Annotated in this window: 20 protein-coding genes and 1 riboswitch; of the genes, 10 read left to right on the forward strand and 10 right to left on the reverse strand. The window is 70.9% G+C overall.

The genetic code is table 11. From position 1 onward, the window contains the following. Positions 1-82 precede the first annotated feature (82 nt). Complete coding sequence (locus ACFVWD_RS00260) at positions 83-2647, reverse strand: ATP-dependent DNA helicase (protein ID WP_389592985.1); 2565 nt, start codon at positions 2645-2647, stop codon at positions 83-85. Positions 2648-2918: 271 nt separating this feature from the next. Beyond that, a riboswitch (cyclic di-AMP (ydaO/yuaA leader) is annotated at positions 2919-3091 on the forward strand. A 7-nt stretch (positions 3092-3098) separates the two neighbouring features. On the opposite strand from ACFVWD_RS00260, the gene ACFVWD_RS00265 reads away from it, so the two are divergent. Then, on the forward strand, positions 3099-4277 hold the full coding sequence (locus ACFVWD_RS00265) for an NlpC/P60 family protein (protein WP_389592986.1): 1179 nt from the start codon (positions 3099-3101) through the stop codon (positions 4275-4277). Between the two features lie 95 nt (positions 4278-4372). Then, complete coding sequence (locus ACFVWD_RS00270; protein ID WP_389592988.1) at positions 4373-5356, forward strand: tellurite resistance/C4-dicarboxylate transporter family protein; 984 nt, start codon at positions 4373-4375, stop codon at positions 5354-5356. An 81-nt stretch (positions 5357-5437) separates the two neighbouring features. Here the strand turns inward: ACFVWD_RS00270 and ACFVWD_RS00275 are convergent, their stop codons facing one another. Continuing rightward, positions 5438-5791: a hypothetical protein gene (locus tag ACFVWD_RS00275; protein ID WP_060901458.1), complete on the reverse strand. Its 354-nt coding sequence runs from the start codon at positions 5789-5791 to the stop codon at positions 5438-5440. Between the two features lie 413 nt (positions 5792-6204). On the opposite strand from ACFVWD_RS00275, the gene ACFVWD_RS00280 reads away from it, so the two are divergent. Together ACFVWD_RS00280 and ACFVWD_RS00285 are read left to right on the forward strand one after the other, a co-directional pair. Beyond that, a complete protein-coding gene (locus ACFVWD_RS00280; protein WP_389592989.1) occupies positions 6205-7287 on the forward strand; it encodes an NlpC/P60 family protein in 1083 nt (360 codons plus the stop codon). A gap of 137 nt (positions 7288-7424) precedes the next feature. Continuing rightward, a complete protein-coding gene (locus ACFVWD_RS00285) occupies positions 7425-8054 on the forward strand; it encodes a hypothetical protein (RefSeq protein ID WP_389592991.1) in 630 nt (209 codons plus the stop codon). Between the two features lie 60 nt (positions 8055-8114). Here the strand turns inward: ACFVWD_RS00285 and ACFVWD_RS00290 are convergent, their stop codons facing one another. Both ACFVWD_RS00290 and ACFVWD_RS00295 read right to left on the reverse strand, forming a co-directional pair. Then, positions 8115-8972 carry a LuxR C-terminal-related transcriptional regulator gene (locus ACFVWD_RS00290; protein ID WP_389592992.1) on the reverse strand — a complete coding sequence of 286 codons (858 nt, stop codon included), beginning with the start codon at positions 8970-8972 and terminating at the stop codon, positions 8115-8117. Further along, a complete protein-coding gene (locus ACFVWD_RS00295) occupies positions 8969-10258 on the reverse strand; it encodes a PspC domain-containing protein (RefSeq protein ID WP_373306448.1) in 1290 nt (429 codons plus the stop codon). The genes ACFVWD_RS00290 and ACFVWD_RS00295 overlap by 4 nt, the downstream gene beginning before the upstream one ends. A gap of 178 nt (positions 10259-10436) precedes the next feature. Here ACFVWD_RS00295 and ACFVWD_RS00300 point away from each other — a divergent pair, with 178 nt between their 5' ends. Together ACFVWD_RS00300 and ACFVWD_RS00305 are read left to right on the forward strand one after the other, a co-directional pair. Continuing rightward, a complete protein-coding gene (locus tag ACFVWD_RS00300) occupies positions 10437-11903 on the forward strand; it encodes a PspC domain-containing protein (protein ID WP_389592993.1) in 1467 nt (488 codons plus the stop codon). After that, the gene (locus ACFVWD_RS00305; RefSeq protein ID WP_075028455.1) at positions 11890-12114 is read left to right on the forward strand and encodes a hypothetical protein; all 225 of its coding nucleotides are present in this window, start codon (positions 11890-11892) and stop codon (positions 12112-12114) included. The genes ACFVWD_RS00300 and ACFVWD_RS00305 overlap by 14 nt, the downstream gene beginning before the upstream one ends. A gap of 154 nt (positions 12115-12268) precedes the next feature. On the opposite strand, the gene ACFVWD_RS00310 is transcribed toward ACFVWD_RS00305, so the two are convergent. Both ACFVWD_RS00310 and ACFVWD_RS00315 read right to left on the reverse strand, forming a co-directional pair. Then, entirely contained in the window at positions 12269-12805 is a 537-nt protein-coding gene (locus tag ACFVWD_RS00310; protein ID WP_389592994.1) for a DoxX family protein, read from the reverse strand. 236 nt (positions 12806-13041) lie between these two features. Continuing rightward, positions 13042-14346: a hypothetical protein gene (locus tag ACFVWD_RS00315; protein WP_389592995.1), complete on the reverse strand. Its 1305-nt coding sequence runs from the start codon at positions 14344-14346 to the stop codon at positions 13042-13044. A gap of 164 nt (positions 14347-14510) precedes the next feature. Between ACFVWD_RS00315 and ACFVWD_RS00320 the strand changes: the two genes are divergently transcribed. Continuing rightward, the gene (locus ACFVWD_RS00320; RefSeq protein ID WP_385374373.1) at positions 14511-15428 is read left to right on the forward strand and encodes a DUF4429 domain-containing protein; all 918 of its coding nucleotides are present in this window, start codon (positions 14511-14513) and stop codon (positions 15426-15428) included. Positions 15429-15487: 59 nt separating this feature from the next. Here the strand turns inward: ACFVWD_RS00320 and ACFVWD_RS00325 are convergent, their stop codons facing one another. After that, positions 15488-16282: a class II aldolase/adducin family protein gene (locus tag ACFVWD_RS00325; protein WP_389592997.1), complete on the reverse strand. Its 795-nt coding sequence runs from the start codon at positions 16280-16282 to the stop codon at positions 15488-15490. Between the two features lie 189 nt (positions 16283-16471). On the opposite strand from ACFVWD_RS00325, the gene ACFVWD_RS00330 reads away from it, so the two are divergent. Beyond that, a complete protein-coding gene (locus tag ACFVWD_RS00330; protein WP_389592998.1) occupies positions 16472-16990 on the forward strand; it encodes a pyridoxamine 5'-phosphate oxidase family protein in 519 nt (172 codons plus the stop codon). A 9-nt stretch (positions 16991-16999) separates the two neighbouring features. Here ACFVWD_RS00330 and guaA read toward each other — a convergent pair whose 3' ends face one another. Then, complete coding sequence (guaA, locus tag ACFVWD_RS00335; protein ID WP_389592999.1) at positions 17000-18580, reverse strand: glutamine-hydrolyzing GMP synthase; 1581 nt, start codon at positions 18578-18580, stop codon at positions 17000-17002. Positions 18581-19018: 438 nt separating this feature from the next. Between guaA and ACFVWD_RS00340 the strand changes: the two genes are divergently transcribed. Further along, complete coding sequence (locus ACFVWD_RS00340; protein ID WP_389593233.1) at positions 19019-19342, forward strand: chorismate mutase; 324 nt, start codon at positions 19019-19021, stop codon at positions 19340-19342. Positions 19343-19914: 572 nt separating this feature from the next. Here ACFVWD_RS00340 and ACFVWD_RS00345 read toward each other — a convergent pair. Continuing rightward, positions 19915-21177 (reverse strand): hypothetical protein, encoded by a 1263-nt coding sequence (locus tag ACFVWD_RS00345; protein WP_389593001.1) that lies wholly within the window; start codon positions 21175-21177, stop codon positions 19915-19917. Positions 21178-21400: 223 nt separating this feature from the next. Here ACFVWD_RS00345 and ACFVWD_RS00350 point away from each other — a divergent pair, with 223 nt between their 5' ends. Beyond that, positions 21401-22384, forward strand: a complete 984-nt coding sequence (locus ACFVWD_RS00350; protein ID WP_389593002.1) for an LAETG motif-containing sortase-dependent surface protein — start codon at positions 21401-21403, stop codon at positions 22382-22384. Between the two features lie 208 nt (positions 22385-22592). On the opposite strand, the gene ACFVWD_RS00355 is transcribed toward ACFVWD_RS00350, so the two are convergent. Continuing rightward, the gene (locus ACFVWD_RS00355; protein ID WP_389593004.1) at positions 22593-24398 is read right to left on the reverse strand and encodes a GMC family oxidoreductase N-terminal domain-containing protein; all 1806 of its coding nucleotides are present in this window, start codon (positions 24396-24398) and stop codon (positions 22593-22595) included. Positions 24399-24446: the final 48 nt, after the last annotated feature.

The raw sequence follows: 24446 nt of genomic DNA on the forward strand, positions 1-24446 counted from the left end.
CGGCTCCTCACCCGACTCACCCGACGACGTGACCGAACGCCGTCGCCGGGCTCCGAGCTGCCGCCCCGTAGAACCCGTAGAACTACAGCTTCTCCACCGGCGCGTACCGCAGCAGCAACCGCTTCGGCTTCGCCTCGCCGAAGTCGACCGTCGCCTCCGCGTTCGCGCCCGTTCCCTTCACGCCGACCACGGTGCCCAGGCCGAACTGGTCATGGGTGACCCTGTCGCCGACCGCCAGCGAGACCACCGGCTTCTCGGAGATCCCGCGGCGCGTCGCGAAGCCGGAGGCGCCGGACGCCGCGGACCGCGAACGCGAGGACGACAGCGAGGCGGCCACACCGGAGACGGGCCCCGAGGACACGGGAGCGGTCGCGCCGGTGCGCTTCCACTCCAGGTGCGTCTCCGGGATCTCCTCCAGGAAACGGGACGGCGGGTTGTAGGAGGGCTGGCCCCAGGCGCTGCGCATGGACGAACGGGTGAGGTACAGCCGCTCCCGCGCGCGCGTGATGCCGACGTACGCGAGGCGCCGCTCCTCCTCCAGCTCCTTGACCTGTCCCAGCGCGCGCATGTGCGGGAAGACGCCGTCCTCCATGCCGGTGAGGAAGACGACCGGGAACTCCAGGCCCTTGGCGGTGTGGAGGGTCATCAGGGTGATGACGCCGTTGCCGTCCTCCTCGTCCGGGATCTGGTCGGAGTCGGCGACGAGCGCGACCCGCTCCAGGAACGCGGAGAGCCCACCGGACGCCGTACCAGCACCCGCAGCCGCACCGGCACCGGCACCGGCATCCGCCGTACCCGCAGCCGCCCCCGTGCCTTCGCCCTCGCCCTCGCCGGTCTCCTGCTCGAACTCCAGGGCCACGGCGGCGAGCTCCTGAAGGTTCTCGATCCGGGTCTCGTCCTGCGGGTCGGTCGAGGCCTGCAGCTCGGCGAGGTAGCCGGTGCGCTCGAGCACCGCCTCCAGGACGGTCGCCGGGCCCGCGCCGGACTCGACGATCGTGCGGAGGTCCTCCATGAGCGTGTTGAACCGCTTCACGGCGTTCGTCGACCGCGCCGCCATCCCGTACGCCTCGTCGACGCGGCGCAGCGCCTGCGAGAAGCTGATCTTCTCGCGCTGCGAGAGCGCGTCGATCATGGCTTCGGCGCGCTCGCCGATGCCGCGTTTGGGAACGTTCAGAATGCGGCGCATCGGGACCGAGTCCTCGGGGTTGGCCAGGACCCTCAGGTACGCGAGGACGTCCCGGACCTCCTTGCGCTCGTAGAAGCGGACGCCGCCGACGACCTTGTAGGGCAGGCCGACGCGGATGAAGATCTCTTCGAAGACACGGGACTGGGCGTTCGTCCGGTAGAAGACGGCGACGTCGCCCGCCCTGGCCTCGCCCGCGTCGGTGAGACGGTCTATCTCGTCGGCGACGAACTGGGCCTCGTCGTGCTCGGTGTCGGCGACATAGCCGGTGATGTTCGAACCGGCGCCCGCGTTGGTCCACAGGTTCTTGGGGCGGCGGGACTCGTTGCGCTCGATGACCGCGTTGGCGGCGGACAGGATCGTCTGGGTGGAGCGGTAGTTCTGCTCCAGCAGGATCGTCGTCGCGTCCGGGTAGTCCTCCTCGAACTGGAGGATGTTGCGGATGGTCGCGCCGCGGAAGGCGTAGATCGACTGGTCGGCGTCGCCCACGACGCACAGCTCGGCGGGCCCGAGCTCGCCCTCGGCGGGCGGCGCGTCCTCGGGCCGGTCACCGACGGCCGGGCCGACGAGCTCCCTGACCAGGGCGTACTGCGCGTGGTTCGTGTCCTGGTACTCGTCGACCAGGACGTGGCGGAAGCGGCGCCGGTAGTGCTCGGCGACGTCCGGGAAGGCGCGCAGCAGGTTGACCGTGGTCATGATCAGGTCGTCGAAGTCGAGCGCGTTGGCCTCGCGCAGCCGCGACTGGTACATCGCGTAAGCCTGGGCGAGGGTCTTCTCGAAGCCGTCGGCGGCCTGGGTGGCGAAGTCCTCCTCGTCGATCAGCTCGTTCTTCAGGTTCGAGATCTTGGCGCTGAAGGACTTGGGCGGGAAGCGCTTGGGATCGAGATCCAGGTCACGGCAGACGAGCGCCATCAGCCGCTTGCTGTCGGCGGCGTCGTAGATCGAGAACGAGGAGGTGAAGCCGAGCTTCTTGCTCTCGCGGCGCAGGATCCGCACACACGCGCTGTGGAAGGTCATCACCCACATCGCGTTCGCGCGCGGGCCGACGAGCTGCTCGACGCGCTCCTTCATCTCACCCGCGGCCTTGTTCGTGAAGGTGATCGCGAGGATCTGGCCGGGGTGGACATGACGCTCGCCCAGCAGATGGGCGATGCGGTGGGTGAGCACCCGGGTCTTGCCGGAGCCCGCGCCGGCCACGATGAGCAGCGGGGAGCCGGAGTGCACCACGGCCGCGCGCTGGTTCTCGTTCAGCCCGTCCAGCAGGGCCGCCGGGTCCACGGCGGGGCGGGGCGCGCCGTCGCGGTAGAAGGCGTCCCGGCTCGCGGGCACGTCGAAGCGGCCACCGAACAGGTCGTCCGGAAGCGGCTCCGGTGCCCCGTCCTCGGGCGGCGGCGGGGGCTCTTCCTCGTGGGCCCCGGAAGGCTGGAGGTCCGCCAGAAAGCTGTCATCAAAGAGGCTGCTCATCGCTCTCCGAGTCTAGGCGGCCTCACTGACAACCCGCGGCCACCCTGGAAACCCGACCGGTTTTTCCGCGACCGCGCACGATTCCTTTCCCGCACGGGACGCCGTCACCGTTCAGGATCGCTTCATTACGGTCAGCCACGATCAATGACCCCCAAGGTCAAGGTCACGAAAATGTATCGGGCATATCGCACATCAAACTTCACAGAACACTTATGAGTTGGCTAGCGTGCCGGGCAGGCCGCTCGACCCAACCGGCGAACACCGCCGGGCCGTGCGGCCTCCGCCGAGTCCGGTGCGCCGTACGGCAGCCGGAGCCGGGGACCCAACCGACCTTGGGGTGAATCGGTCCAACTGTCCGCTGGGGCAAGGACCGTAGGGCAAACCTTCCGGAAGCACCCGCCCGAACCCGACAGCTAACTCGGTAGGCGGAAGACGGAAGGAGTCGCCTCTCTTGGCGTCGCACCGCAAGTGGAGTCCTACGGGTACGCGCATAGCGGGTATACGGACCCCCGCCCTCGCCACGGCGGCCCTCACCTCCGTGGCCCTGCTCTCCCAGACGGCGAACGCCGCACCCTCGGCCGATTCCAAGCCGAGTGTCGAAGAGGTCGAGAAGAAGGTCGACGACCTCTACCACCAGGCCGAGGCGGCGACCGAGAAATACAACGCGACCAGGGAGAAGACCGCGCAGCAGCGCAAGCGCGTCGACTCCCTCCTCGACGACGTCGCTCAGCGCACCGAGAAGCTCAACACCGCGCGCGAGGAGCTGGGTTCGTTCGCCGCGGCGCAGTACCGCACCGGCGCCGCCGCCCCCGACACCGCGACCCTCCTGCTGGCCGACAACCCGCAGGACTACTTCGACCAGACCCAGCTGATGGACCGGCTGACCAGCCGCCAGAAGGTGGCCGTCGACGACTACATCACCGAGCAGGCCGCCACCACCAAGAAGCGCGCGGAGGCCTCCCAGAGCCTGCAGACGCTCACCACGACGCAGAGCGCGCTGAAGACGTCCAAGGCCGACGTGCAGCGCAAGCTCGCCGCGGCGCGCGACCTGCTCTCGAAACTGACCGCCGAGGAGAAGGCCCGGCTCGCGGCGATCGAGAAGAAGCAGCAGGAAGCGGCCGACCGCAAGGCGGCGGAGCTGGCCCAGCAGCAGGCCGCGGCGGAGAAGAAGGCCCAGGAGGCGGCCGCCCAGCAGCAGACGACCTCCGGGACCACCGGCACCTCGGGCACCTCGGGCACCTCGGGGAGTTCGACCACCGACTCCTCGTACACCGCCAAGGCCGACAAGGCCCTCGCCTTCGCCCGCACCCAGATCGGCAAGCCGTACGTCTGGGGCGCGACCGGGCCCGGCTCCTACGACTGCTCCGGCCTCACCCAGGCCGCCTGGAAGGCCGCCGGCGTCGATCTCCCGCGTACCACCTGGGACCAGGTCAACGTGGGCACGACGGTCCCGCTCTCCGACATCAAGCCCGGTGACCTCGTCTTCTTCTACGACGACATCAGCCACGTCGGCCTCTACATCGGCAACGGCATGATGATCCACGCCCCCAAGCCGGGCGCGTACGTCCGCGAGGAGTCGATCTTCTACGGCGGCGAGTCGATCATCCACAGCGTGGTGCGTCCGGCCTAACGCCCCGGCGCCCGGCACGCGCGCGTGGGGCTCATCGAGCTCCACGCGCGCGTGGCCCGCCGCCAACCCGCTCGAAGGTCCTTAGCATCGGGCCCATGTCAGCCATCTCCCCGCCCGGCACCCGGTGGACCGGCCTGCGCACCTGGTGGCTGCAGAGTCCGCCGGGCGCCGGAGCCGCGATCCTGGCCACCGGCATCATCTCGATCGGGCTGGAGCAGACCGGCTACGAGATCCTGTCCCGGATCGTGCTGGCCCTCGCGGCCGTCGGCTGGCTCGGGCTCGCCGCGGCCTTCGTCGTACGGCTGCTGCGGGAGCGGGAGCGGTGGCTGACGGAGGCCGGTACACCGAGCGCGCTCACCGCGGTCGCGGCGACCACCGTGCTCGGCACGCGGCTGGTCACACTGGGGTGGGAGGTGCCGGCCGAGGCCCTGCTCGCCCTGTCGGCGGCGCTCTGGCCGGGGCTGCTCCTCCTGGTCGTACGGCAATGGCGGCCCCGTATGCCCGGAGCGGTGTTCCTCGGCTGTGTGGCCACGCAGGGGCTCGCGGTGCTGGGCGCGACGCTCGCCCCCGCGACGCACACGGACTGGCTCGCGCACACCGCGCTGGTGCTGTTCTGGCTGGGGCTCCTGCTCTACACGATGGCGCTGTTCTACTTCGACTACCGCGAGGTCGCCACGGGCGCCGGGGACCAGTGGGTCGCGGGCGGCGCGCTCGCCATCTCGGCGCTGGCGGGGTCGAAGCTGATCCTCGCGTACCAGGCGGACATCTACCTGTGGAACAACGACGACAACGGCGTGCTGCGCTGGGTGACCGAGGCGCTGCTCGTGCTCGTCCTCGGCTCGTACTGCGTGCTGGCCGTGACGGAGGCCCTGTGGCCCCGACCGCGCTACGACGTGCTGCGCTGGGCGACCGTGTTCCCGCTGGGAATGACGGCGGTGGCGGCGCTGTCGGTCGCGGCCGCCATCGGCGTCGGCTGGCTCAGGGGGCTCGGGCAGGTACTGCTGTGGATCTCGGTCGCGGCGTGGCTGGCGGTGGTGGTCGTAGCGCTCAGGCGTCCTCAGGAGCCGCAGAAGCCGTAGCGCCGTCGGGCGTCCGCACGAGCCGTAGCCGTCGGGTGTCCGGAAGCGCCGTAGCCGTCCGTGGGGGCCTTCGGGGAGCCGTCAGGTCCAGAGCACCGCGATGAAGATGTTCGCGGTCGTGAGCAGCCCTACGAGCCCGAACAGGCCCTTGTCCACCTTCTCGTCGTCCCGCTTCACATAGACGAGCCCGAGGATCACGATCAGCAGGGCGAGCTTCACGCCGATCTTGATGGTGTTGACCGAGTGGTCGTCGGCCTGGTTGAGGCCGACGAGGGCGACGCCCGTGACCAGCATGGTCAGCGCGCCGTGCAGCATGGCGGGGACGAACCGGGCGGTGCCCTGGCCCATCGCCTTCATCTGGGTGAGGAAACCACCGAGGAGCGAGGCGATGCCGATGATGTGCAGGCCGACGAAGAGATGGATGAGTACGTCCATGGAGCCGGAGCCTAATCGGCGGCCCTCACCCCTCTTGTCACCGGCCCACCCCCTGTAGACCACTACCACCTGGGAACCACCGATTGCCCCGGAACCGCCCCATCGGTCATCACACCGCGTGAAGTCGACGGCGCCGGGCCGGGATCACGGTCAGATGCGGTCACCCCGCGATCCAGTGGCGCCACTTCCGTACATGACGTTACCGGGGCATCACTCTCAGGTTTAGCGTCCTCCACCAGGTGACCGGCTCCCCACCGCCGCCCGGGCCAGGGGCGGCAGCCGGACACCACCGCCGAGAAAGGTCCGGCGGCGGCCCGCTCCCCCTGTGTGGGGCCGCCGCCGGACGTGTCCCCCGCTGACCGCGCTCGTCCCCGGCGGTCGTAGGCAAGTCTCCGGGAAGGATGTGGGCCCTCGTGGCAGCGCACCGAAAGCCCAGACAGCGCTCGCTCGGTGGAAACACGGCCCGCACAGCCGCCACCATCGCCCTCGCGGGCGCGGCCACGGCGACGGGCTTCGACGGGACGGGGCACGCGGACCCGCAGCTGTCGCCGGCACAGGTGAAGGCCAAGGTGGACAAGTTGTACGAGGAGGCGGAGGTCGCCACCCAGAAGTACGACGGCGCGAAGGACAAGGCCGACAAGGCCGAGCAGCGGCTGAACGCGCTGCGCGACGAGGCGGCGCGCAAGGAGGACCGGCTCAACGACGCTCGGGACGCGCTGGGTTCGATCGCCGCCGCGCAGTACCGCAGCGGAGGCCTGGACCCCGCGCTGCAACTCGCGCTCTCCGACAACCCCGACCAGTACCTGGAAGGGGCCGCGTTCGCCGAGCGGGCCGGCAGCCGGCAGGCGGAGGCCGTGGCCCGGGTGCGCAAGCAGCTGCGGGAGATCGAGCAGCTGCGCGGGGCCGCGCATGTCGAGCTGGCCTCACTCAAGTCGCGTCAGGCGGAGCTGAAGCGGGCCAAGAAGACGATCACCGGGAAGCTGGACACGGCGCGGCAACTGCTGTCGCGGCTCACCGACGAGCAGCGCGCGCAGCTCGGGGACCTGGGAGCGGCCGGGGGCACGGGAAGCGCCGGGCAGCGCGCCTCGCGCTCCGCCGCGCGGGACCTCGGCCCGGTGTCGTCGCCCGGCTCCGTCGCGGCGCCCAACTCCCGTGCGGCGGAGGCCGTCGCGTACGCCTACGGGAAGCTCGGCAGCCCCTATGTCTGGGGCGCCACCGGGCCCGACGCCTTCGACTGCTCGGGCCTGGCCCAGGCCGCGTACCGCGCCGCGGGCATCTCGCTGCCGCGCACGACGTACGCGCAGATCAACGCCGGACGCCGGGTCTCGCGGTCCGAACTCCGCCCCGGTGACCTGGTGTTCTTCTACTCGGGAATCAGCCATGTGGGCATCTACGTCGGAAACGGCCAGATGATCCACGCCCCGAACCCGTCGGCGCCCGTGCGGCTGGCGCCGGTCGACGAGATGCCGTTCGCGGGAGCCACCCGAGTGGCGTGAAAGACGCGGGGGCGACCGCGGTGTGGTGCGGACGGAGAAGTGGATCACGGTAGCGTCGACGCGGACTCTGTTTCCGTCGTCATCGCTCCGTCGTCCCACCGTCGTTCCGTCGACGCTCCGTCGTCCGAGAGGTTCTGATGCCCGGCTCTCTGCCGCCTCCGCCGCCGCCCGCGCACATCAGGACCTGGCCGGACCGGGCCGCACTGCTGGCCGACCGGGGGCGGGCGCTGGAGGAGCTGCGCCGACGGAGCCTGGGGGTGCACCGGGTGCTGCTGCTCTGGCTGCTGGCGCTCGCGGCGATCGTCGGCTGGGCGCTGCTGGTGCTGCCGCTGCGACAACTCGAGCAGCGCGACCCCACCGGTTTCGTCCTGGGCCCGCTCTTCGCCCTGCTGGGCCTGGCCGCGCTCGCCCCGACCGTCGTCGCAGTCGCCCTCTCCGTCCGCCGGGACCACCACATACACCGACTGCTCGACGCCTGGTCCGAGCTGGACCGGCACCCCGCGACCGACTCCCGGCTCCGCTCCCCCGGCCTCAGCCTCTTCTGGCTGCTCTCCTCGCTCGGCGTCTGCGCGATCGGTGCGTGGACGTCCTTCACGGCGGCCGCGCGGGCCGCGCCCGGCCACCCCCTGTACAGCGATGTCGTCCAGGGCATGGGCATCGGCCTGATCCTGTGGCTGACCGGCCTCATCGGCATCGTGAAGGCCGTACGCCACTACCGCTGGGCGCTACGGATACTGGGCCCGGCGCCCGACGCGAAACACCGGTAGGCACCGGGCACCTCCGGCGGGCTCAGCGGACGTGGCCCTGAACCCTCTCGACGCGATCGGCTAGACCAGCCGACGCGCCGTGGCCCATCGGGTCAGCTCGTGGCGGTTCGACAGCTGGAGCTTCCTGAGGACCGCCGAGACGTGCGACTCGACCGTCTTCACCGAGATGAACAGTTGCTTGGCGATCTCCTTGTAGGCGTAGCCGCGGGCGATGAGACGCAGGACCTCGCGCTCGCGCTGGGTGAGACGGTCGAGGTCCTCGTCGACGGGCGGGGCGTCGGTGGAGGCGAACGCGTCCAGGACGAATCCGGCCAGGCGGGGCGAGAAGACCGCGTCGCCGTCCTGGACACGGAAGATGGAGTCCACCAGGTCCGTGCCGGTGATGGTCTTGGTGACGTACCCACGGGCGCCGCCTCGGATCACGCCGATGACGTCCTCCGCGGCGTCCGACACGGAGAGCGCGAGGAATCGGACCGGCTGCCGGGCGTCGGCCATCAACGGGGCGCAGCGGCGCAGCACTTCGACACCGCCGCCGCCCGGCAGATGGACGTCCAGCAGGACGACCTCGGGCCGGGTGGCCGTGATGACCGTGACCGCCTGGTCGACGTCCGCGGCCTCGCCGACCACCTCGACGCCGGTCCGCTCGGTCTCTCCGATCTCGGCCTGCACTCCCGTACGGAACATTCGGTGGTCGTCGACGAGCACGACCCGCACACGGCGGCCGCCCCCGGCAGCGGTCGCGTTGGCGCCGACGGCGGTCGAACCCGTGGGCGCGCCCGCACCGGCGACGGACTCGGCGCCCGGCCCGGTGGTCGACTCGGTCGCGGCCTCAGCCCCGGCCCCGGCCGTACCCACGGCGGCATCCTCCGGCCCGTTCGATGCCGGGGCCTGCCCGGTCGGTCCGTTCACGTCGCTCATGACGTCTTCTCCGCCCTTTCCATCTCCAGCTCGACCTCCGTGCCGCCGTCCGGCACCGCGCGCAGTCGCGCCGTGCCGCCGTTGCGCTCCATGCGGCCGATGATCGATTCTCTGACGCCCATGCGGTCGGCGGGTATCCCGTCGAGGTCGAAGCCGGGACCGCGGTCGCGGACGGACACGAAGACCGTCCTGCCCTCGACTTCGGCGTAGACCTGTACGGCGCCGCCCTCGCCACCGTACTTGGCGGCGTTCACCATCGCTTCCCGCGCGGCCTGCATCTGTGCGGTCAGGCCCTCGTCGAGCGGGCAGTCGCCCACGACGACGACCTCGATGGGGACGCCGTGCTTGTCCTCGACCTCGGCCGCGTTGCGGCGGACCGCCTCGGCCAGGGTCGCGGGCTCGTCCGCCTCGTCCTTGCCGGTGCCCTCCGGTTTGTAGAGCCAGGCGCGCAGGTCGCGCTCCTGGGCGCGGGCGAGCCGTCGCACCTCGTTCGCGTTCTCCGCGTTGCGCTGGATCAACGTCAGGGTGTGCAGCACCGAGTCGTGGACGTGGGCGGCGACCTCGGCCCGCTCCTGGGCGCGGATGCGCATCAGGCGCTCCTCGGAGAGGTCCTGGGTCATGCGCACGAGATAGGGGCCGGCGAGGAGCGCTGTGCCGACCAGGACCGCGAGTGCCGCCTGGAGGACCGACCCGAGGTGGGCCGCCGAGCCCTGGAGCACGAATATTCCGGAGACGCCCGCGGTGACGAGCAGGACACCGGCCGCGGAGCGCAGCAGCGTGAGCGTACGACGACGACGGCCGACCTCGACCCAGCGGGCCCGCCGCGCGTTGTCCGCCTGGCGCCAGACCAGGGCGACGCCCGCGCCGACGAGAACGGTCGGCCAGAGATAGGCCCTTGCCCCACCGCCGAGATTCACATTGCCGACGAAGACCATGGCCACGACGACCATGAGGAGCAGGGCGACCATCTGGCCCCGGTCCGGCTTGCGGGCCACGAGTCTGCGGCGGCCGTCGGGGGCGGTCTCGGTGGTGAAGGCCGGGGTGCGCCCGGAGTCGACGCCGCCGACGCCGAGCGGCACGAAGAACCAGAACGCGGCGTAGAGCAGTGCCCCGAGACCGTCCGCCATGAACAGGCCGACGAACACCAGCCGCACCCAGATCACGGGCAGCCCGAGGTGCCCGGCGAGCCCTCGCGCCACGCCCCCGAGCCAGCGTCCGTCGCTGCTGCGGTAGAGCTTGCGCGGGGGCCGCGGGTCGTCGAGGGGCACTGCTGCGGCTTCCGGCATGCCATCGATGTTCACACGGCCGGAGGGCAGGAGCATCAGGGTCGACCCCCGAGACTCCCCTGATCTTCGAGAGACCGGTGCTCGAACGGTTCCCTCCGCCCCCGTCAGGGCCGATATCAGGGTTCGGCCAGGGTCGTCCCGACTGCCGCCGGGCCTTCCCGCCCGTCACCATGGACACATGACAGATCAGCAGCACGCGGCGGCGGAGCCGGATCCCGGCCCCGGCCCGGGCGCCCCGCCATCGGGCGCCGGGCCGCAGGACGCCGTGCCGCCCTCCGCGGGCACCGCCACGGGCGCCGAGGGAGCCGCGGAGGGTGCGGGAGCGCCAGGCGCGACAGGTGAGGAACCGCGCGCACACGGGGAGCCGCCCGCGCCCGAGGGCCCGCGCAGGTTCCGGCGCGACCGTCGGCAGAAGATGCTGGGCGGCGTGTGCGCCGGGCTGGGGCGGCAGTGCGACATGGACCCGGTGATCTTCCGGATCGTGCTCGCCGTGCTCTCCGCCACGGGCGGCATCGGTCTCATCTTCTACGGCTTCGTCTGGCTGTTCGTTCCCTACGACGACGAGGAGGAGAACGAGGTCCGCAAGCTCCTCACCGGCCGCGTCGACGGCCATGCGCTGGCGGCCGTGCTCTTCGCGCTGGTCGGCTGCGGGGTGTTCCTGTCCATGCTGAACAACGGCAGCGTGCTGACGTTCGCCGTCGTCCTCTCCCTGCTTCTCGCGGGCGCGGGGTACTGGTCGCAGCAGCGCGGCGCCCCCGACCCCGACCCGCTCGCCGCCCAGGCGGTGGCGGACGCCCCGCCGGAGGCGCAGGCCCCGCCCGTCCCCGTCTCCTACCCCTCCTGGTGGCGCGACCCGATCGTCAAGGACGGCTCGCACGTGGGCGGCACCGGCTATCTGTGGGGCCCGCCGGACGCCCGGGACCGGGATGTCGCGGCGGCGCTCAACATCGCCCGCGGCACGCCCCGCCCGGACATACGGGACCTCTGCGCGGCCCGTGAGCCGCAGCCGCGCGGCCCGCGCTGGATCGGCGGCTGGGTCTTTCTGTTCGCGCTGGTCGCGGGTGGCCTCGGCACGAGCCTGACGTGGAACGACCATCCGCTCGCCACCAGCCTGCAGACCGGTCTGTCCTGCGCGCTCGTCGTGTTCGGCCTGGGCATCGCGCTCAGCGCGTTCGTGGGGCGTACGGGCGCGGGGTCGATCTTCCTCGCAGTGATCACGGCGGCACTGCTGGCGGGCTCCGTGGCCATGCCGAAGGACATCAGCACGCACTGGATGCGGGTCGAGTGGACTCCCAGGACCGCTGCCGCCGTGCCGGAGCGTTTCGACCTCGGCACGGGTGTGGGCACCCTCGATCTCACCCATCTCGGCCTCACCAAGGGCCAGACGGTGACGACGACCGCGGAGGTGGGCGCGGGCCAGTTGAAGGTGATCGTCCCCAAGGACGCGACCGTGAAGCTGAACATCGACGTGGGCGTCGGGGACATCCAGTTGCCGGGCGACGGCAAGAAGGACGTGGACGTGGAACCGGGCAAGCACAAGCAGGTGACCCTGCCGGCCCCGACCGGCGGCAAGAACGGCGGCACGCTCGACCTGAACCTCCAGGTCGGCGTCGGACAGGCGGAGGTGATCCGTGCCACGTCATGAGTTCCAGCCGGGAAAGCTGGTCGCCGGCCTCTTCCTCACCGCCGCGGGCGTCACCTACGCGGGCGACGCGGGCGGTTGGTGGGACACACCGTGGTTCGCGATCATCCCCGTCGTCACGGGTGGGCTCTGTCTGGCGGGCGCGGTGGCGTTCCTGACCCATGGCATACGTCGGCGACGGTTGCGGCGACGGGGGGCGGGGGTGTCCGGGTAGCGGGGCGTGAACGGAGCGCTGGTAGGTGCAGGACGACCCACACCCCGCGCCTACCAGCCTGCGATGTCGTGCGATCCAAACCTTGCGAGGCCGTGCGATCCGGCCTGCGATGTCGTTGCGACGCTCTGCGCTGATCCGCCCTGACCCGCGTTGCTCAGTAGCGGAGGTTTCCGGACCGTTGGCTGCGCCTCGCGCGCAAGGCCGCGTCGACGGAGAAGAACGAGGCGCCCGCGAGGACCAGGGGCAGCCAGGCCATCAGGTAGGCGAGGTCGTTGCCGTAGTAGTACGGGTCGGAGGCCCAGCTCACCGTCATCCACAGGCTGAAGGAGATGAGCGCGCCGCCGAGGGCCGCGAGGCGGGCCAGCAGGCCGATGAGAGTGCCGATGCCGACGGCCAGTTCGCCGAAGGCGATGGCGTAGCCGAAGCCGACGGGGCTCTTCAGGGCGAGGTCGACGAGGGCCGGGATCGCAGCGGAGTCGTGCACGTTGCGCATCAGCTCGCCGATCGAGCCGGAGCCGGAGTCGGAAAGGAAGGCGCTGTTGGTGAGTTTGTCGAGGCCGGCGTAGATGAAGGTGACGCCGAGGAAGACGCGCAGGGGCAACAGGGCGTAGCGGGTGGCGGTGTCCCGCCAGTCTCGTCCGCCGCCGTCGAGATAGGGGGTTTGGGTGTCCGACCGCATACCGTGAGTCATCGCTCTCCGCCGCCTCTCGCCACGTGCCGTTGACCCCTCAACAGACCATACGTACGAGAACGGGTTCCCGCTCAACGCTCGGGGCCAGTTTTTTTTCGATGGCGCGGGCGCGCCCCCATAGGGCGCGGAGAACTGCGCGAACGGCCCCCACCGGCCCGCAGTCGAACGACTCCGGTGAGCCCACCCGCCCGCTTTCGAACTTACTCCGGTGAGGCCCTCGCCCGCAGCCGCGGGGTTCAGTCCGTCACCTCGATCTGGCAGCGGTTCGTCTCCACTCCGGCTGCCGTTACGACCTGGACCTCCACCCGCCCCGGTTCCACGTCGACCGGGACCGGCACGGTCAGGACCGCGTCCGTGGGGTTACTGAAGCCCCCGGGGACCGGCACCAGGGGGACATGGACATGCACCGCGCCGATGCGGACGACCATGCGGGACAGACGGTCGGCGCTTTGGGCGCCGGGCGGGACGAAACCGGCGCCCCGGATCTCGATGTCGTCGCCGGTGCGGATCGGCGCGTCGAGGTCGCCGGCCTCACGGGAGCGGACGACGGAGAGAATGACGGGGCGGCCGCCTTCGGCGTACTTCCCGGCGAGGTAGGTGGCCGCCGAGACGAGGACCAGGAGCGCCAGGCCCCAGGGGAGGTCGGGCAGTTGTTCCGGGCGCCTGGCGAGCCGTACCGCCGCGAAGACCAGGGCGACGGCGCCGACGACGACGTACTGGATGTCGGCGAAGCTGCCCCGGCCGGAGTCGTCCGTGAGGAGGTCGGCGGCGCGCGGCCGGTCCGCGCGTACCTTCTGCAGGCGTTGCCCGAGGACCCGCAGGCCCACGACCCGGCGTACCAGCACCGCGATCGCGCAGACGACGGCGACGACGGTCACCACACCGGCACCGCGCGCGAGTTCGAGGCCGGCGATCAGGTCGTCGCGCTTGCCGTGGGCGGAGGCCGCCGCCAGTTGGCCCACGAGGACGAGGACGGCGTAGACGACGAACAGGACCCAGCCGGCGGCCATCGCCCGCGAGGTGGAGAGGCGGTTGTCCTCGCCGACGACCGGGGCGAGGGCCCCGCCCCGCGCCCGGTGCAGATAGCCCGCGCCCGTCAGCCCTGCGGCCACCACCAGAGCGCCCAGCAGGCCCGCCGTGCGCGCCGCCGTCCAGCCCGCGCCGATCGCCGTGAGGGCCTGGACGATGAGCAGGGTCAGGACGGTTCCCCACACCGCGTACGCCGTGCGTCGCCACAGGCGTCCCAGCCATGCCTCGCCGTCGACGCGTCCGCGCTCGGCGACCAGGTCGGCGGACTGGGTGAGTTCGTCGGAGACCCACTGCCGGGACGCGGACGCCGAGTGCGCGACGGCGGCGGGCAGTCCCTGTCCGGACGCCAGCTCGTCGCGCTTGGCGAGGAACGCGGCGACGGCGCGCCGGTGCCCCTCGCGCGCCCCGTGCGGACAGTCCCCGCAGGTGCAGCCGCCCGTGTGCGCCGCCCCCTGTCCCGCGCCGAGCCCGCCACCGCGCTCCGCGCCGTGTCTCGCCTCCTGCACCGCCACGCCCGCTGCCGCCTTCCCCGCGCCGAGAGCTGCCTCGCAAGTCTTGCAACTGCCTTGCGATGACAGGGCATTGTGCCGCACGAAACAGTGCTCGCGTCGGGCAGGTCTGGTCAGTGCGGGTGAAGCGGGGGACCCCGTGTTGACCCGGCTGCGAGAATTTCCCCATGGCCGAGATCATCCAGCGCGACGGGACCTGGGCCTTCGACGGCAGCACGGTCAGGATCACGCCGGGACTCCACCGCTCCGTGCCGTTGTTCCGGCAGACGTACGGAGAGATCGCCGTTCCCCTGGAGGCGGTTTCAGGCATCGTCTACGAACCAGAACGCAAGCGCGGCAGACTGCGCCTCAGGCTCCGCGAGGGCGCCGATCCGCTGCTCCAGGCGACCGGCGGGCGCCTCCCCGACGCGGCGGACCCCTACCGGCTGACGGTCGACATCGACCGTACCGGGGTCGCCGAGTACGTCGCCGAGGAGATCCGGCACGCTCTGCTCCTGGACCAGATCCCCAAGGAGCCGGCGAAGGCCTTCCTCCTCGCGGGGCCGCCCGTGCCCGTGTCCGTCCGGTCCAGCGACGGCACGGTCTCCTTCGACGGCGCGCAGGTGCGGATCGACTGGGCGGACACCTCGGACCGGGTCAAGCGGGCGACGGGGCCGCGGATCATCGCCGTCGGGGACCTGGTGCAGGTGGAGTGGCTGCCCAACTCCGGGTACGAGGACGGGTTTCTGCGGTTCGTGACGCGCGAGACCGTGTTCTCCAAACTGCCGCCGGAGAAGGACCCGTTCGCCCTCGACCTGTGGGGCAGCGCCCGCCGCGACCTGCTCACGGCGCTCGTCGCCGCCGCGGTGACCGCCCGGCTGCCGCACCCGTCCCTCCGGGCGGGCGAGCACATCGACCGGCCGCCGCAGCTCACCACCGCGGCGGGACCTGGATCGCCACCGGTGACAGCGTCAGTACCGGCCCAGGCCGACCATCACGACGTACTGCTGCGCCGACTGCGGGAGCTGGGCGAGCTGCACCGCGACGGTGTCCTCACGGACGAGGAGTTCGCGGCGACCAAGGCGGCCGTGCTGCGGGGTTTCTAGCCGTCGCGCTCCGGAACTCGGCCGAGGAGGTCCGGCATTCAGCTGCGGAGGTCCGGTACTCAGCTGAGGAGGTCCGGTTCGCTGCGGCTGATGTCCTGCCACAGCGGCTGGTAGTTGATCCACGCCACCAGATCACCGCCGAGCTGCTCCCGGGTCGCGACCGCCTGCTTGTGGTCGATGAGGATGGGGCGGCCCGCGGCCCGCGCGGTCAGCTGGACCTGGCTGGAGCGCTCCATCGACAGGAACCACCAGGCCGCCGCGTCCACCGAGTCGCCCACGGTCAGCAGCCCGTGGTTGCGCAGCACGAGCGCCTTGCGGGTGCCGAGCGCGGAGGCGATCCGGCGGCCCTCCTCGGTGTCCACGGCGACACCGGTGTACGAGTCGTACAGCGCGTGGTCCTCGTAGAAGGCGCAGCTCTCCTGGCTGATCGGGTCGAGCAGGTCACCGAGGGCGGACAGGGCGCGGCCGTGCACGGAGTGGCAGTGCGCGACGGCGACGACGTCGGGGCGGGCGGCGTGGACCTGGGCGTGCACGGTGAACGCCGCCTGGTTCACGTGGTAGCGGCCCTCGATCACCTGCCCGTCCTGGTTGGCCATGACCAGGTCGCTCACGGTGACGTGCTTGAAGGGCATCCCGAAGGGGTTCACCCAGAAGCAGTTGCTGTACTCCGGGTCGCGCGCGGTGATGTGACCGGAGACCCCGTCCTCGAAGCCGAGCCGCCCGAAAAGCCGCAGCGCCCCGGCCAACCGCTCCTTGCGATGGCGTCGCTCGTCGTCCGACGAGTCGTACATCGGCGGCATGGCGAACTGCAGCTGGTCGGTGGGCAGGGGCACGGGCGGCGTGGGCCCTTGCATAGGTCCTCCAGCACTGGCGTGTCCGATACGGAGCGGAAGTTACCTCTGGTCGGTGCAGGAGAACAGAGCCGTTCGGTGAAGAGAGTGCGCAACCGTTACGAGAGGGCCGGGGCCGGGGCCCGAGGGCGCTTGCCGAGCCCCCGCCAATACCCGACAGTACGTGTCTGGTATTGGCACCACACTCACCGTATGAGCGCTACCAACGGCCTTACCGAGAACCCTGCCGAACCTGCGGACCCTGCGCGCTGGGGCACCTTCGCCGCCGCCGAACCCTCACTCGCCCGGTCGGTCGAAGACCGTTTCGGGGCCTTCACGCACCACGTCCTCGCAACTCTCCGCAAGGACGGTTCGCCCCGGACCACCGGCCTGGAGGTGCGTTTCCTGCGCGGCGAGCTGTGGCTCGGCATGATGCCGGACTCGCTCAAGGCGCTCGACCTGCGCCGCGACCCGCGCTTCGCACTCCAGGCGAACCCGGGGCCGGGCACGGCGATGGGAGGCGGGGACGTCCGGATCAGCGGACGGGCCGTCGAGGTCGACGACGGGGCGGCCAAGGCCGCGTACGTGAAAGAGGTGGAACCGCCGGAGCCGTTCCACCTCTTCCGCACCGAGCTGACGGAGGTCGTACGGACCTACGTCGAGGACGACACGTATCTGGTCGTCGAGATCTGGAAGCCCGGAGAGCCGGTGCGGACTCTCAGGCGGACCTGACGGGTGGGACTACTCCCACTCGATGGTGCCCGGGGGCTTGCTCGTGACGTCGAGGACGACCCGGTTGACGTCCGCGACCTCGTTGGTGATGCGGGTCGAGATCTTGGCGAGGACCTCGTACGGGAGGCGCGACCAGTCGGCGGTCATCGCGTCCTCGGAGGAGACGGGGCGCAGCACGATCGGGTGACCGTACGTGCGGCCGTCGCCCTGGACGCCCACGCTGCGGACGTCCGCGAGCAGGACCACCGGGCACTGCCAGATGTCACGGTCCAGACCGGCCGCCGTGAGTTCCTCGCGGGCGATGGCGTCGGCCTCGCGAAGCAGGTCGAGCCGCTCCTTCGTCACCTCGCCGACGATCCGGATGCCGAGGCCCGGGCCCGGGAAGGGCTGGCGCTGGACGATCTCGTCGGGGAGACCGAGCTCCTGCCCGACCATCCGGACCTCGTCCTTGAACAGCTTACGCAGCGGCTCGACGAGCTCGAACTCGAGGTCCTCGGGGAGACCGCCCACGTTGTGGTGGGACTTGATGTTGGCCGTGCCGGTGCCGCCACCGGACTCGACCACGTCCGGGTAGAGCGTGCCCTGGACCAGGAAGGCGACGTCCTCGCCCTCCGCGGCCTCGGCGATGATCTCCGCCTGGGCCTGCTCGAAGACCCGGATGAACTCCCGGCCGATGATCTTCCGCTTCTCCTCGGGGTCCGAGACGCCCTTGAGCGCGGTGAGGAACCGCTCCTGCGCGTCCACGACCTTCAGCTGTACGCCGGTCGCGGCCACGAAGTCCTTCTCGACCTGCTCGGTCTCGCCCTTGCGCATCAGGCCGTGGTCGACGTACACGCAGGTCAGCTGGGAGCCGATGGCCTTCTGTACGAGGGCGGCGGCGACGGCGGAGTCCACACCGCCGGAGAGGCCGCAGATGGCGCGCTTGTCGCCGACCTGCTCGCGAATGAGGGCGACCTGCTCGTCGATGACGTTGCCGGTCGTCCAGTTCGGCGTGAGGCCCGCGCCGCGGTACAGGAAGTGCTCGAGCACCTGCTGGCCGTGCGTGGAGTGCATGACCTCCGGGTGGTGCTGGACGCCGTACAGCTTCTTCTCGTCGTTCTCGAAGGCCGCGACCGGGACGACGTCCGTGGACGCCGTGACCGTGAAGCCCTCGGGGGCGGCGCTGCACGCGTCGCCGTGCGACATCCACACCGACTGCTCGTCCGGGGTGCCCTCGAAGAGGGTCGATCCGGACTTGGAGACGTGCAGGGGCGTACGGCCGTACTCGCGGGCGCCGGTGTTGTCGACCGTGCCGCCGAGGGTCGTCGCCATCAGCTGGAAGCCGTAGCACATGCCGAAGACGGGGACGCCGGACTCGAAGATCGCTCGGTCGAGACGGGGGGCGGCCTCGGCGTACACCGACGAGGGGCCTCCGGAGAGGATGATCGCCGCCGGGTTCTTGGCGAGCATCTCCTGGACCGGCATGGTGCTCGGCACGATCTCGCTGTAGACCCGGGCCTCGCGGACGCGGCGGGCGATGAGCTGGGCGTACTGCGCACCGAAGTCGACGACCAGGACGGTGTCGGGGGCGGCGGGGGACGCTTCTGGCACGGTTTGCCTTCCGGCGGTGAGCAGGGGGTGTGGGGTACCGAGTCTACCGGGGGTCCACGGGGGTGTGCCTGCACCGGGTTTCTCGGCCTCCGCCGCCCGTGCCCGTCCCACCCCCAGGGGCTCCGCCGCTTCGACCCCGCCAGGGGCTCCGCCCCCGACCCCGCATCGCCCGAAGGGCTCGTCCTCGAACGCCGGACGGGCTGAAGGTGCGCGCAGCGCCGCCCGCTCGCGGTCGAGTCCGAATCTCAGGATCCGAACCCGCTTGGACGTGGCACGGCCGTGCGGGCATACTGCTGCCATGCTTTCGCAGGCGACCTTCCTGTTTACCTATGGCAACCGGCCCACCGGCTGCCATGGTCGTGCTGCTTGAGCAACTGACAAGCGACTTCCCAGGCGCCCCGGGCCGACAAGGCCCGGGGCGTCTGTCGTTTCCGGGTCCTGCCGATCCGGGGCACCTCATCCCAAGAGGAGCCCACCATGGCCGACGTACTCGACAAGACCGGCGCCCGTACCGACGAGGCCGCAGACGTGATCACCGGCGCCCATGAACGCATCGACGCCCTCGACGACCGGATCATCGGCCTCGTCCAGGAACGGATGGCCGTGTCGAAGGTGATCCAGGAGGCCCGGATCGAGTCCGGTGGCCGCCGGGTGAACCTCTCGCGCGAGATGGAGATCCTCGCCCACTTCAGGGACGCGCTCGGCAAGCCCGGCACCTCGCTCGCCATGACGCTGCTGGAGCTGTGCCGCGGCCGCGTCTGACCCCGTACGCAACGTACACAACGTACGCACGTACGCATGCCCTCTCACCCGTACGGCGCGTGACCGGGGCGCCGCGGACTTCGTTGGTCCTGGTGTCCGTGCCAGCCAGGGGCGGGCCCGAAAGAACCACGCGTGGCTCCACTGGGGCGATGAGACGTACGGATCGTGCCGTACGTCGTGGGACCTCGTCCCAGGGGTGTGACCGGACGGCAGGGGACAGCAGCCCGGTCACTCAAGAGATCGGTCGGCTCCGGGGACGCCCGGAGCCGTCCGACGGAATCTGTTCGACGGGCCGAGCACACCCCCCAGGCTTTGGCTTCTGTTCCACCCCGCTCCACGGTCCCAAGTCCCGTACCCCGTGTCCGTCCCCCCGTGTCCTCCCGTGTCCCCCCGTATCCGTACCAAGACCCGCGGCGCAACCCCCGGCGCCGCTCCCCAGGCACCGGCGCTGCCCTGACGTCGGTGCTGGCGAAGAAGGGCCCCGCGGTCTCCGTCCCGCGGGGCCCTTCGCACGCCCGTCAGATCCCGTCAGGTCTCGTCGGATCCCGTCGGATCCCGTCGGTCGGATCCCGTCAGGTGCGGGACAACGTGCCGCACGTCTCCGTGCCGGAGTGCTTGATGTCCCGGCTGCGGTCGTACGGGTCGGTCGCGGGCCCCGTCGGAGGCGCGCCGGTGGGAGCGGCCGAGTCGAACTGGGGGTGCAGGAAACCGTCGTAGACATCGCAGGCGGTGTTGCCGAGGTCCTGGTCGTACCGGATGACCGACAGCTTGCCGGAAGTGGCCTGGTACTTCCGCGGGTCGAGGAGTTCGAGGTCGAGGACGCGGCGCACGATGGTGCGGGCCACCTCGGTCGAGCCCCCGCCGGAACCCTCGGTCGGCGCCCCCGACGTCTTCGATGCCTCGTCGGCCTGGATCAGGGGGTAGACGAAGGTGTAGTCCATGTGGATGGCGACGGACCCGTGCGCGCCCGCCTTGAACGTCATCCGGCCACGGACCTTGACCACATCCCCGGCCGGCCGCACCTCGGCCGGGTCGAACCGGCTGAAGAGCATCAGCGGATCATGCTTCTTGCCCGGCGCGCGCAGCCAGCTGTTCACGTCGTCGAGCATGCGGGGCTGCTTCGGGTCGAGGACGGCGAGCGCGCTCTCAGGGCGCTCGCCCCGCAGGGTTCCCGGGGCCAGGTTCGCGCCGACGAGCAGGGTCTTCGCCTGCTTCAGGGCGGCGGCCACCTGCGCGCTCGTGAACGTACCGACCGGCGTGGCCTTCGGTACGACGATGGCGGCGGCGCCGTCGGCCCAGCGCTCGGCGGGCGAGCCGGCGAACGGCCTGTCGAGGGTGGGTGTGCCGGGCGCGGCGCTGGAAGGAGCGGCGGTCGGAGACGCGGATTCGGCGGGCAGCGCGGCGGCGGACGCGCCCCCGGACGGCGTACCGGACGACGCATTGGACGACGCGCCGAAGGGGTCGCCGGGCAGCAGCGACGGCTTGACCGCCACCAGCGCCACGGCGATCGCGACGGGCACGCCGAGGATCGCCCACAGCCGGCGCCGACGGGACGCGCGCCCGTTCATCTCCTTCCCCCAAGCTCTCGACTTCGCTCGACCAGGGGGGACCCCCATGGCCGGACCCGTTCGCCACCCCTCCGGCTGGGCGCCCTTGGCTTCCTTCTGCCGGAGCCGCTCGGTCACCATGCGCGCCCGGGCGGACGGCTCCTTCGGCGCCGAACTGCGGATGTCACGTTCGGTGTCGCGGGCGAACCGCTCCCACACGTCGTCGGGGACGGAGGGTTGCTCGAACTCCCCGGACTCCCCCGCCCCTTCGGGCTGCTTGTCAGACACGAGGATCAGTTCTAAGTGGATCGAAAGCCTGTACACAAGGCAGATCCGTGCAGATCCGCGTGTGACACAGCCCACATAAGAATTCTGTGAGTGAAGGCACAACCGTTTACGGGTTTCGCGGGTCACACCTGCAGAACCAACGGCCACACCCGCGCCCCACACGCGGAGGCCTCATCCCATACGAGTACCGTGACGACGCGGTACCGGACTTTCCGAGGTCTTCATGAAGCTTCGCCGTGTCATGGCCCTGGCGGCCGCAACGGCAGCAATAGCCCCGCTGGCGCTGCTTTCTGCGCCGGCCGCGTTCGCGACGGACGAGAGCCCCTCCCCCACCGCGACGGTGTCCGAGACCGCGAGCGAGCCCGCGTCGGCGACCCCGACCGAGACCACTCCCGCACCCTCCGAGACCCCGTCCGCGTCGGCGACCGAGACCACTCCGACGCCGAGCGCCTCCGCCACCGCCACCAGCACGACCTCCGCGACCCCCGCGCCGAGCACCACGTCGCCGGAGCCGTCCGACACGCCGGAGCCCGAGCCGTCCGAGTGCCAGGACTCCAAGGTCGACGTCTCCATCTCCGGCCTGCCCGGCAAGATCGCGGCGGGCAGCGGTTGGCACAAGTTCTCCCTGAACGTGCTCAACAACTCCAAGTCCACGCTGAACGAGCTCGGCTTCTTCGCCGGCGCGTCCTCGGACAAGGCGGGCGACGACCTCTTCCAGAGCAAGAAGGTCCAGCTCCAGGCCTACAACGAGGACACCAAGGCCTGGGAGGACGTCGACTCCGAGGGTTACGCGGTCGGTTACGTCGGCTACACCGACGAGCTCAAGCCCGACTACGAGGTCGACATCCCGCTCCGTATCAACGTGAAGTCCAGCGCCCCGGTCGGCGCCGGCTTCTCGCTCGGCGCCAGCATCTACGGCGACACGGACGGCCAGTGCACGGGCTTCGGCGAGGTCGCGTACAAGTTCCAGATCGTCTCCTCGGGTACCGACACCGATGGCACCAAGCCGCAGGAAGGCGGCAAGGTTCCGGTCTCGGACAAGCCGGCCGACAAGGGCAACACCCCTGAGGTCAACGGCAGCCTCGCCGAGACCGGCTCCAGCTCCGCCCTGCCGATGATCGCGCTCGCCGGTGGCATCGCCGTCGTCGCCGGTGCGGGTGCGGTGTTCGTGGTGCGGCGTCGCAAGTCGGGTGACGCGACCGCGTAAGCGGTGAGCGACACACCCACGTAGGCAGCACGCCTCGTAAGAGAAGAAGGACCTGGGCTCGGAGGGGGGCACAGGTCCTTCTTCGCGTTCACATGAGCCGTCTGCCCTTGTGTACTGCTCACGGCTGTACTGCTCACGGCAGTGCTGCTTACGGCTGTGCCGGTCACGGCTGTGCCGGTCACGGCTGTGCCGCTCACGGCTGTACTGCTTACGGCTTCGGGGGCACCGCCGGCATCCCCAGGAACGGCAGCCGCAGCGCGCCGAAGGCGTCCGCGGGCACCGCCGGGTCACGGGGCTCGACCGGCTTCAGACGCTCGTACGCCGTTCCCGGCGCCGGCCGCGGGTCCGCCTCGCCCTTGTTGGGCCAGTACGACATCGCGCGTTCGGCCTGGGCGGTGATGGTGAGGGACGGGTTCACCCCGAGGTTCGCGGAGACCGCGGCGCCGTCGACGACGGAGATTCCCGGGTGGCCGTACAGCCGGTGGTACGGGTCGATCACGCCGGCCTCCCGGGAGTCGCCGATCGGGCAGCCGCCCAGGAAGTGCGCCGTCAGCGGCGTTCCCATCAGCTCGCCCACGTTGCTGCCCGCGAAGCCGTTGATCTCCGCGGCGACGGCGGACGCCGCCTCGGACGCGGCCCTGATCTGCTTGGGGTTGGGCGCGCCGTGGCCCTGCCGGGCCGTCAGCAGGCCCTTCCCCGCGCCCTTCGGTTTCAGGTAGGTCGTCAGGGAGTTGTCCAGCGACTGCATCACCAACCCGATGATGGTCCGCTCGGACCAGCGGCGGTTGGAGAGGGAGCGGAGCACGAGAAGGGGGTGCTTCACCGCGTTCGCCAGCCATCCCGCCACCCTCGACGAGCCCTCCGCGTACGGGACCTGGAGGATCGACAGGCCGCCCATGGCGTTCGAGCCCTTGCCGTAGCGGACGGGCTCGATGTGGGTGTTCTCGTCCGGGTGGATCGACGACGTGATGGCGACACCCTGGGTGAAGTCGGCCTTGGGCGTGCCGTGCGCCTTGCGGTAGCGGCGGTTGTCGGTCTGGGCGCCCACCAGCGCCTCCGAGTTGGTGCGGGTCAGCTCGCCCAGCCTCGGGGAGAGGTACGGCAGTTGACCGCCCGCCTTCATCCGGTGCAGCAATGTCTGCGTGCCGTACGTACCCGCGGCGATGACGACCCTGCGCGCCTTGAACATCCGCCCTTCGCCCTTGCGCTTCTCGTCCGTGGGCAGGGTGGCGACGGCGTATCCGCCCTGCGAGTCGTCGGTGACGGACACGACGGTGGTCATCGGGTGCACGACCGCGCCCGCCTTCTCCGCCAGGTACAGGTAGTTCTCGTTGAGGGTGTTCTTCGCGCCGTGCCGGCAGCCGGTCATGCACTCGCCGCACTCGGTGCACGCCTTGCGGGCGGGTCCGGCGCCCCCGAAGTAGGGGTCCTCCACCTCACCGCCGGGCGTGGCCTTCGCCGTGCCGTCCGCGTCCTGCCCGTCGCCGAAGAAGACGCCGACCGGCGCCATGTGGAAGCTGTCGCCGACGCCCATCCGCTGCGCGGCCGCCTTGAGATGGACGTCGGAGGGGGTCATCGTCGGGTTGAGCCGTACGCCGAGCATGCGGCGGGCCTGGTCGTAGTACGGCTTCAGCTCCGCCTGCCAGTCGGTGATGTCCTTCCACTGCGGGTCGTCGAAGAACGCCTTCGGCGGTATGTAGAGGGTGTTGGCGTAGTTCAGGGAGCCGCCGCCGACTCCGGCGCCCGCCAGCACCATGACGTTGCCCAGCAGATGGATGCGCTGGATGCCGTACATGCCGAGCGCCGGCGCCCACAGGTAGTTCTTGATGTCCCAGGAGTTCTTGGGCAGCGCGTCGCGGGTGAAGCGACGGCCCGCTTCCAACACGCCTACGCGGTAGCCCTTTTCGGTGAGCCTGAGGGCCGTGACCGAGCCACCGAAGCCGGAGCCGACGACGATGACGTCGTAGTCGTACGCGGTGTCGTCCGGGTTGTGGACGGAGTTCTCCTGTGACACGTGCTGCTCTCCTCGTTGAGAACGTGGTGCGGCCTGACGGAGCCCTTG

The organism is Streptomyces sp. NPDC058086 (assembly GCF_042885015.1).
GTDB lineage: Bacteria > Actinomycetota > Actinomycetes > Streptomycetales > Streptomycetaceae > Streptomyces.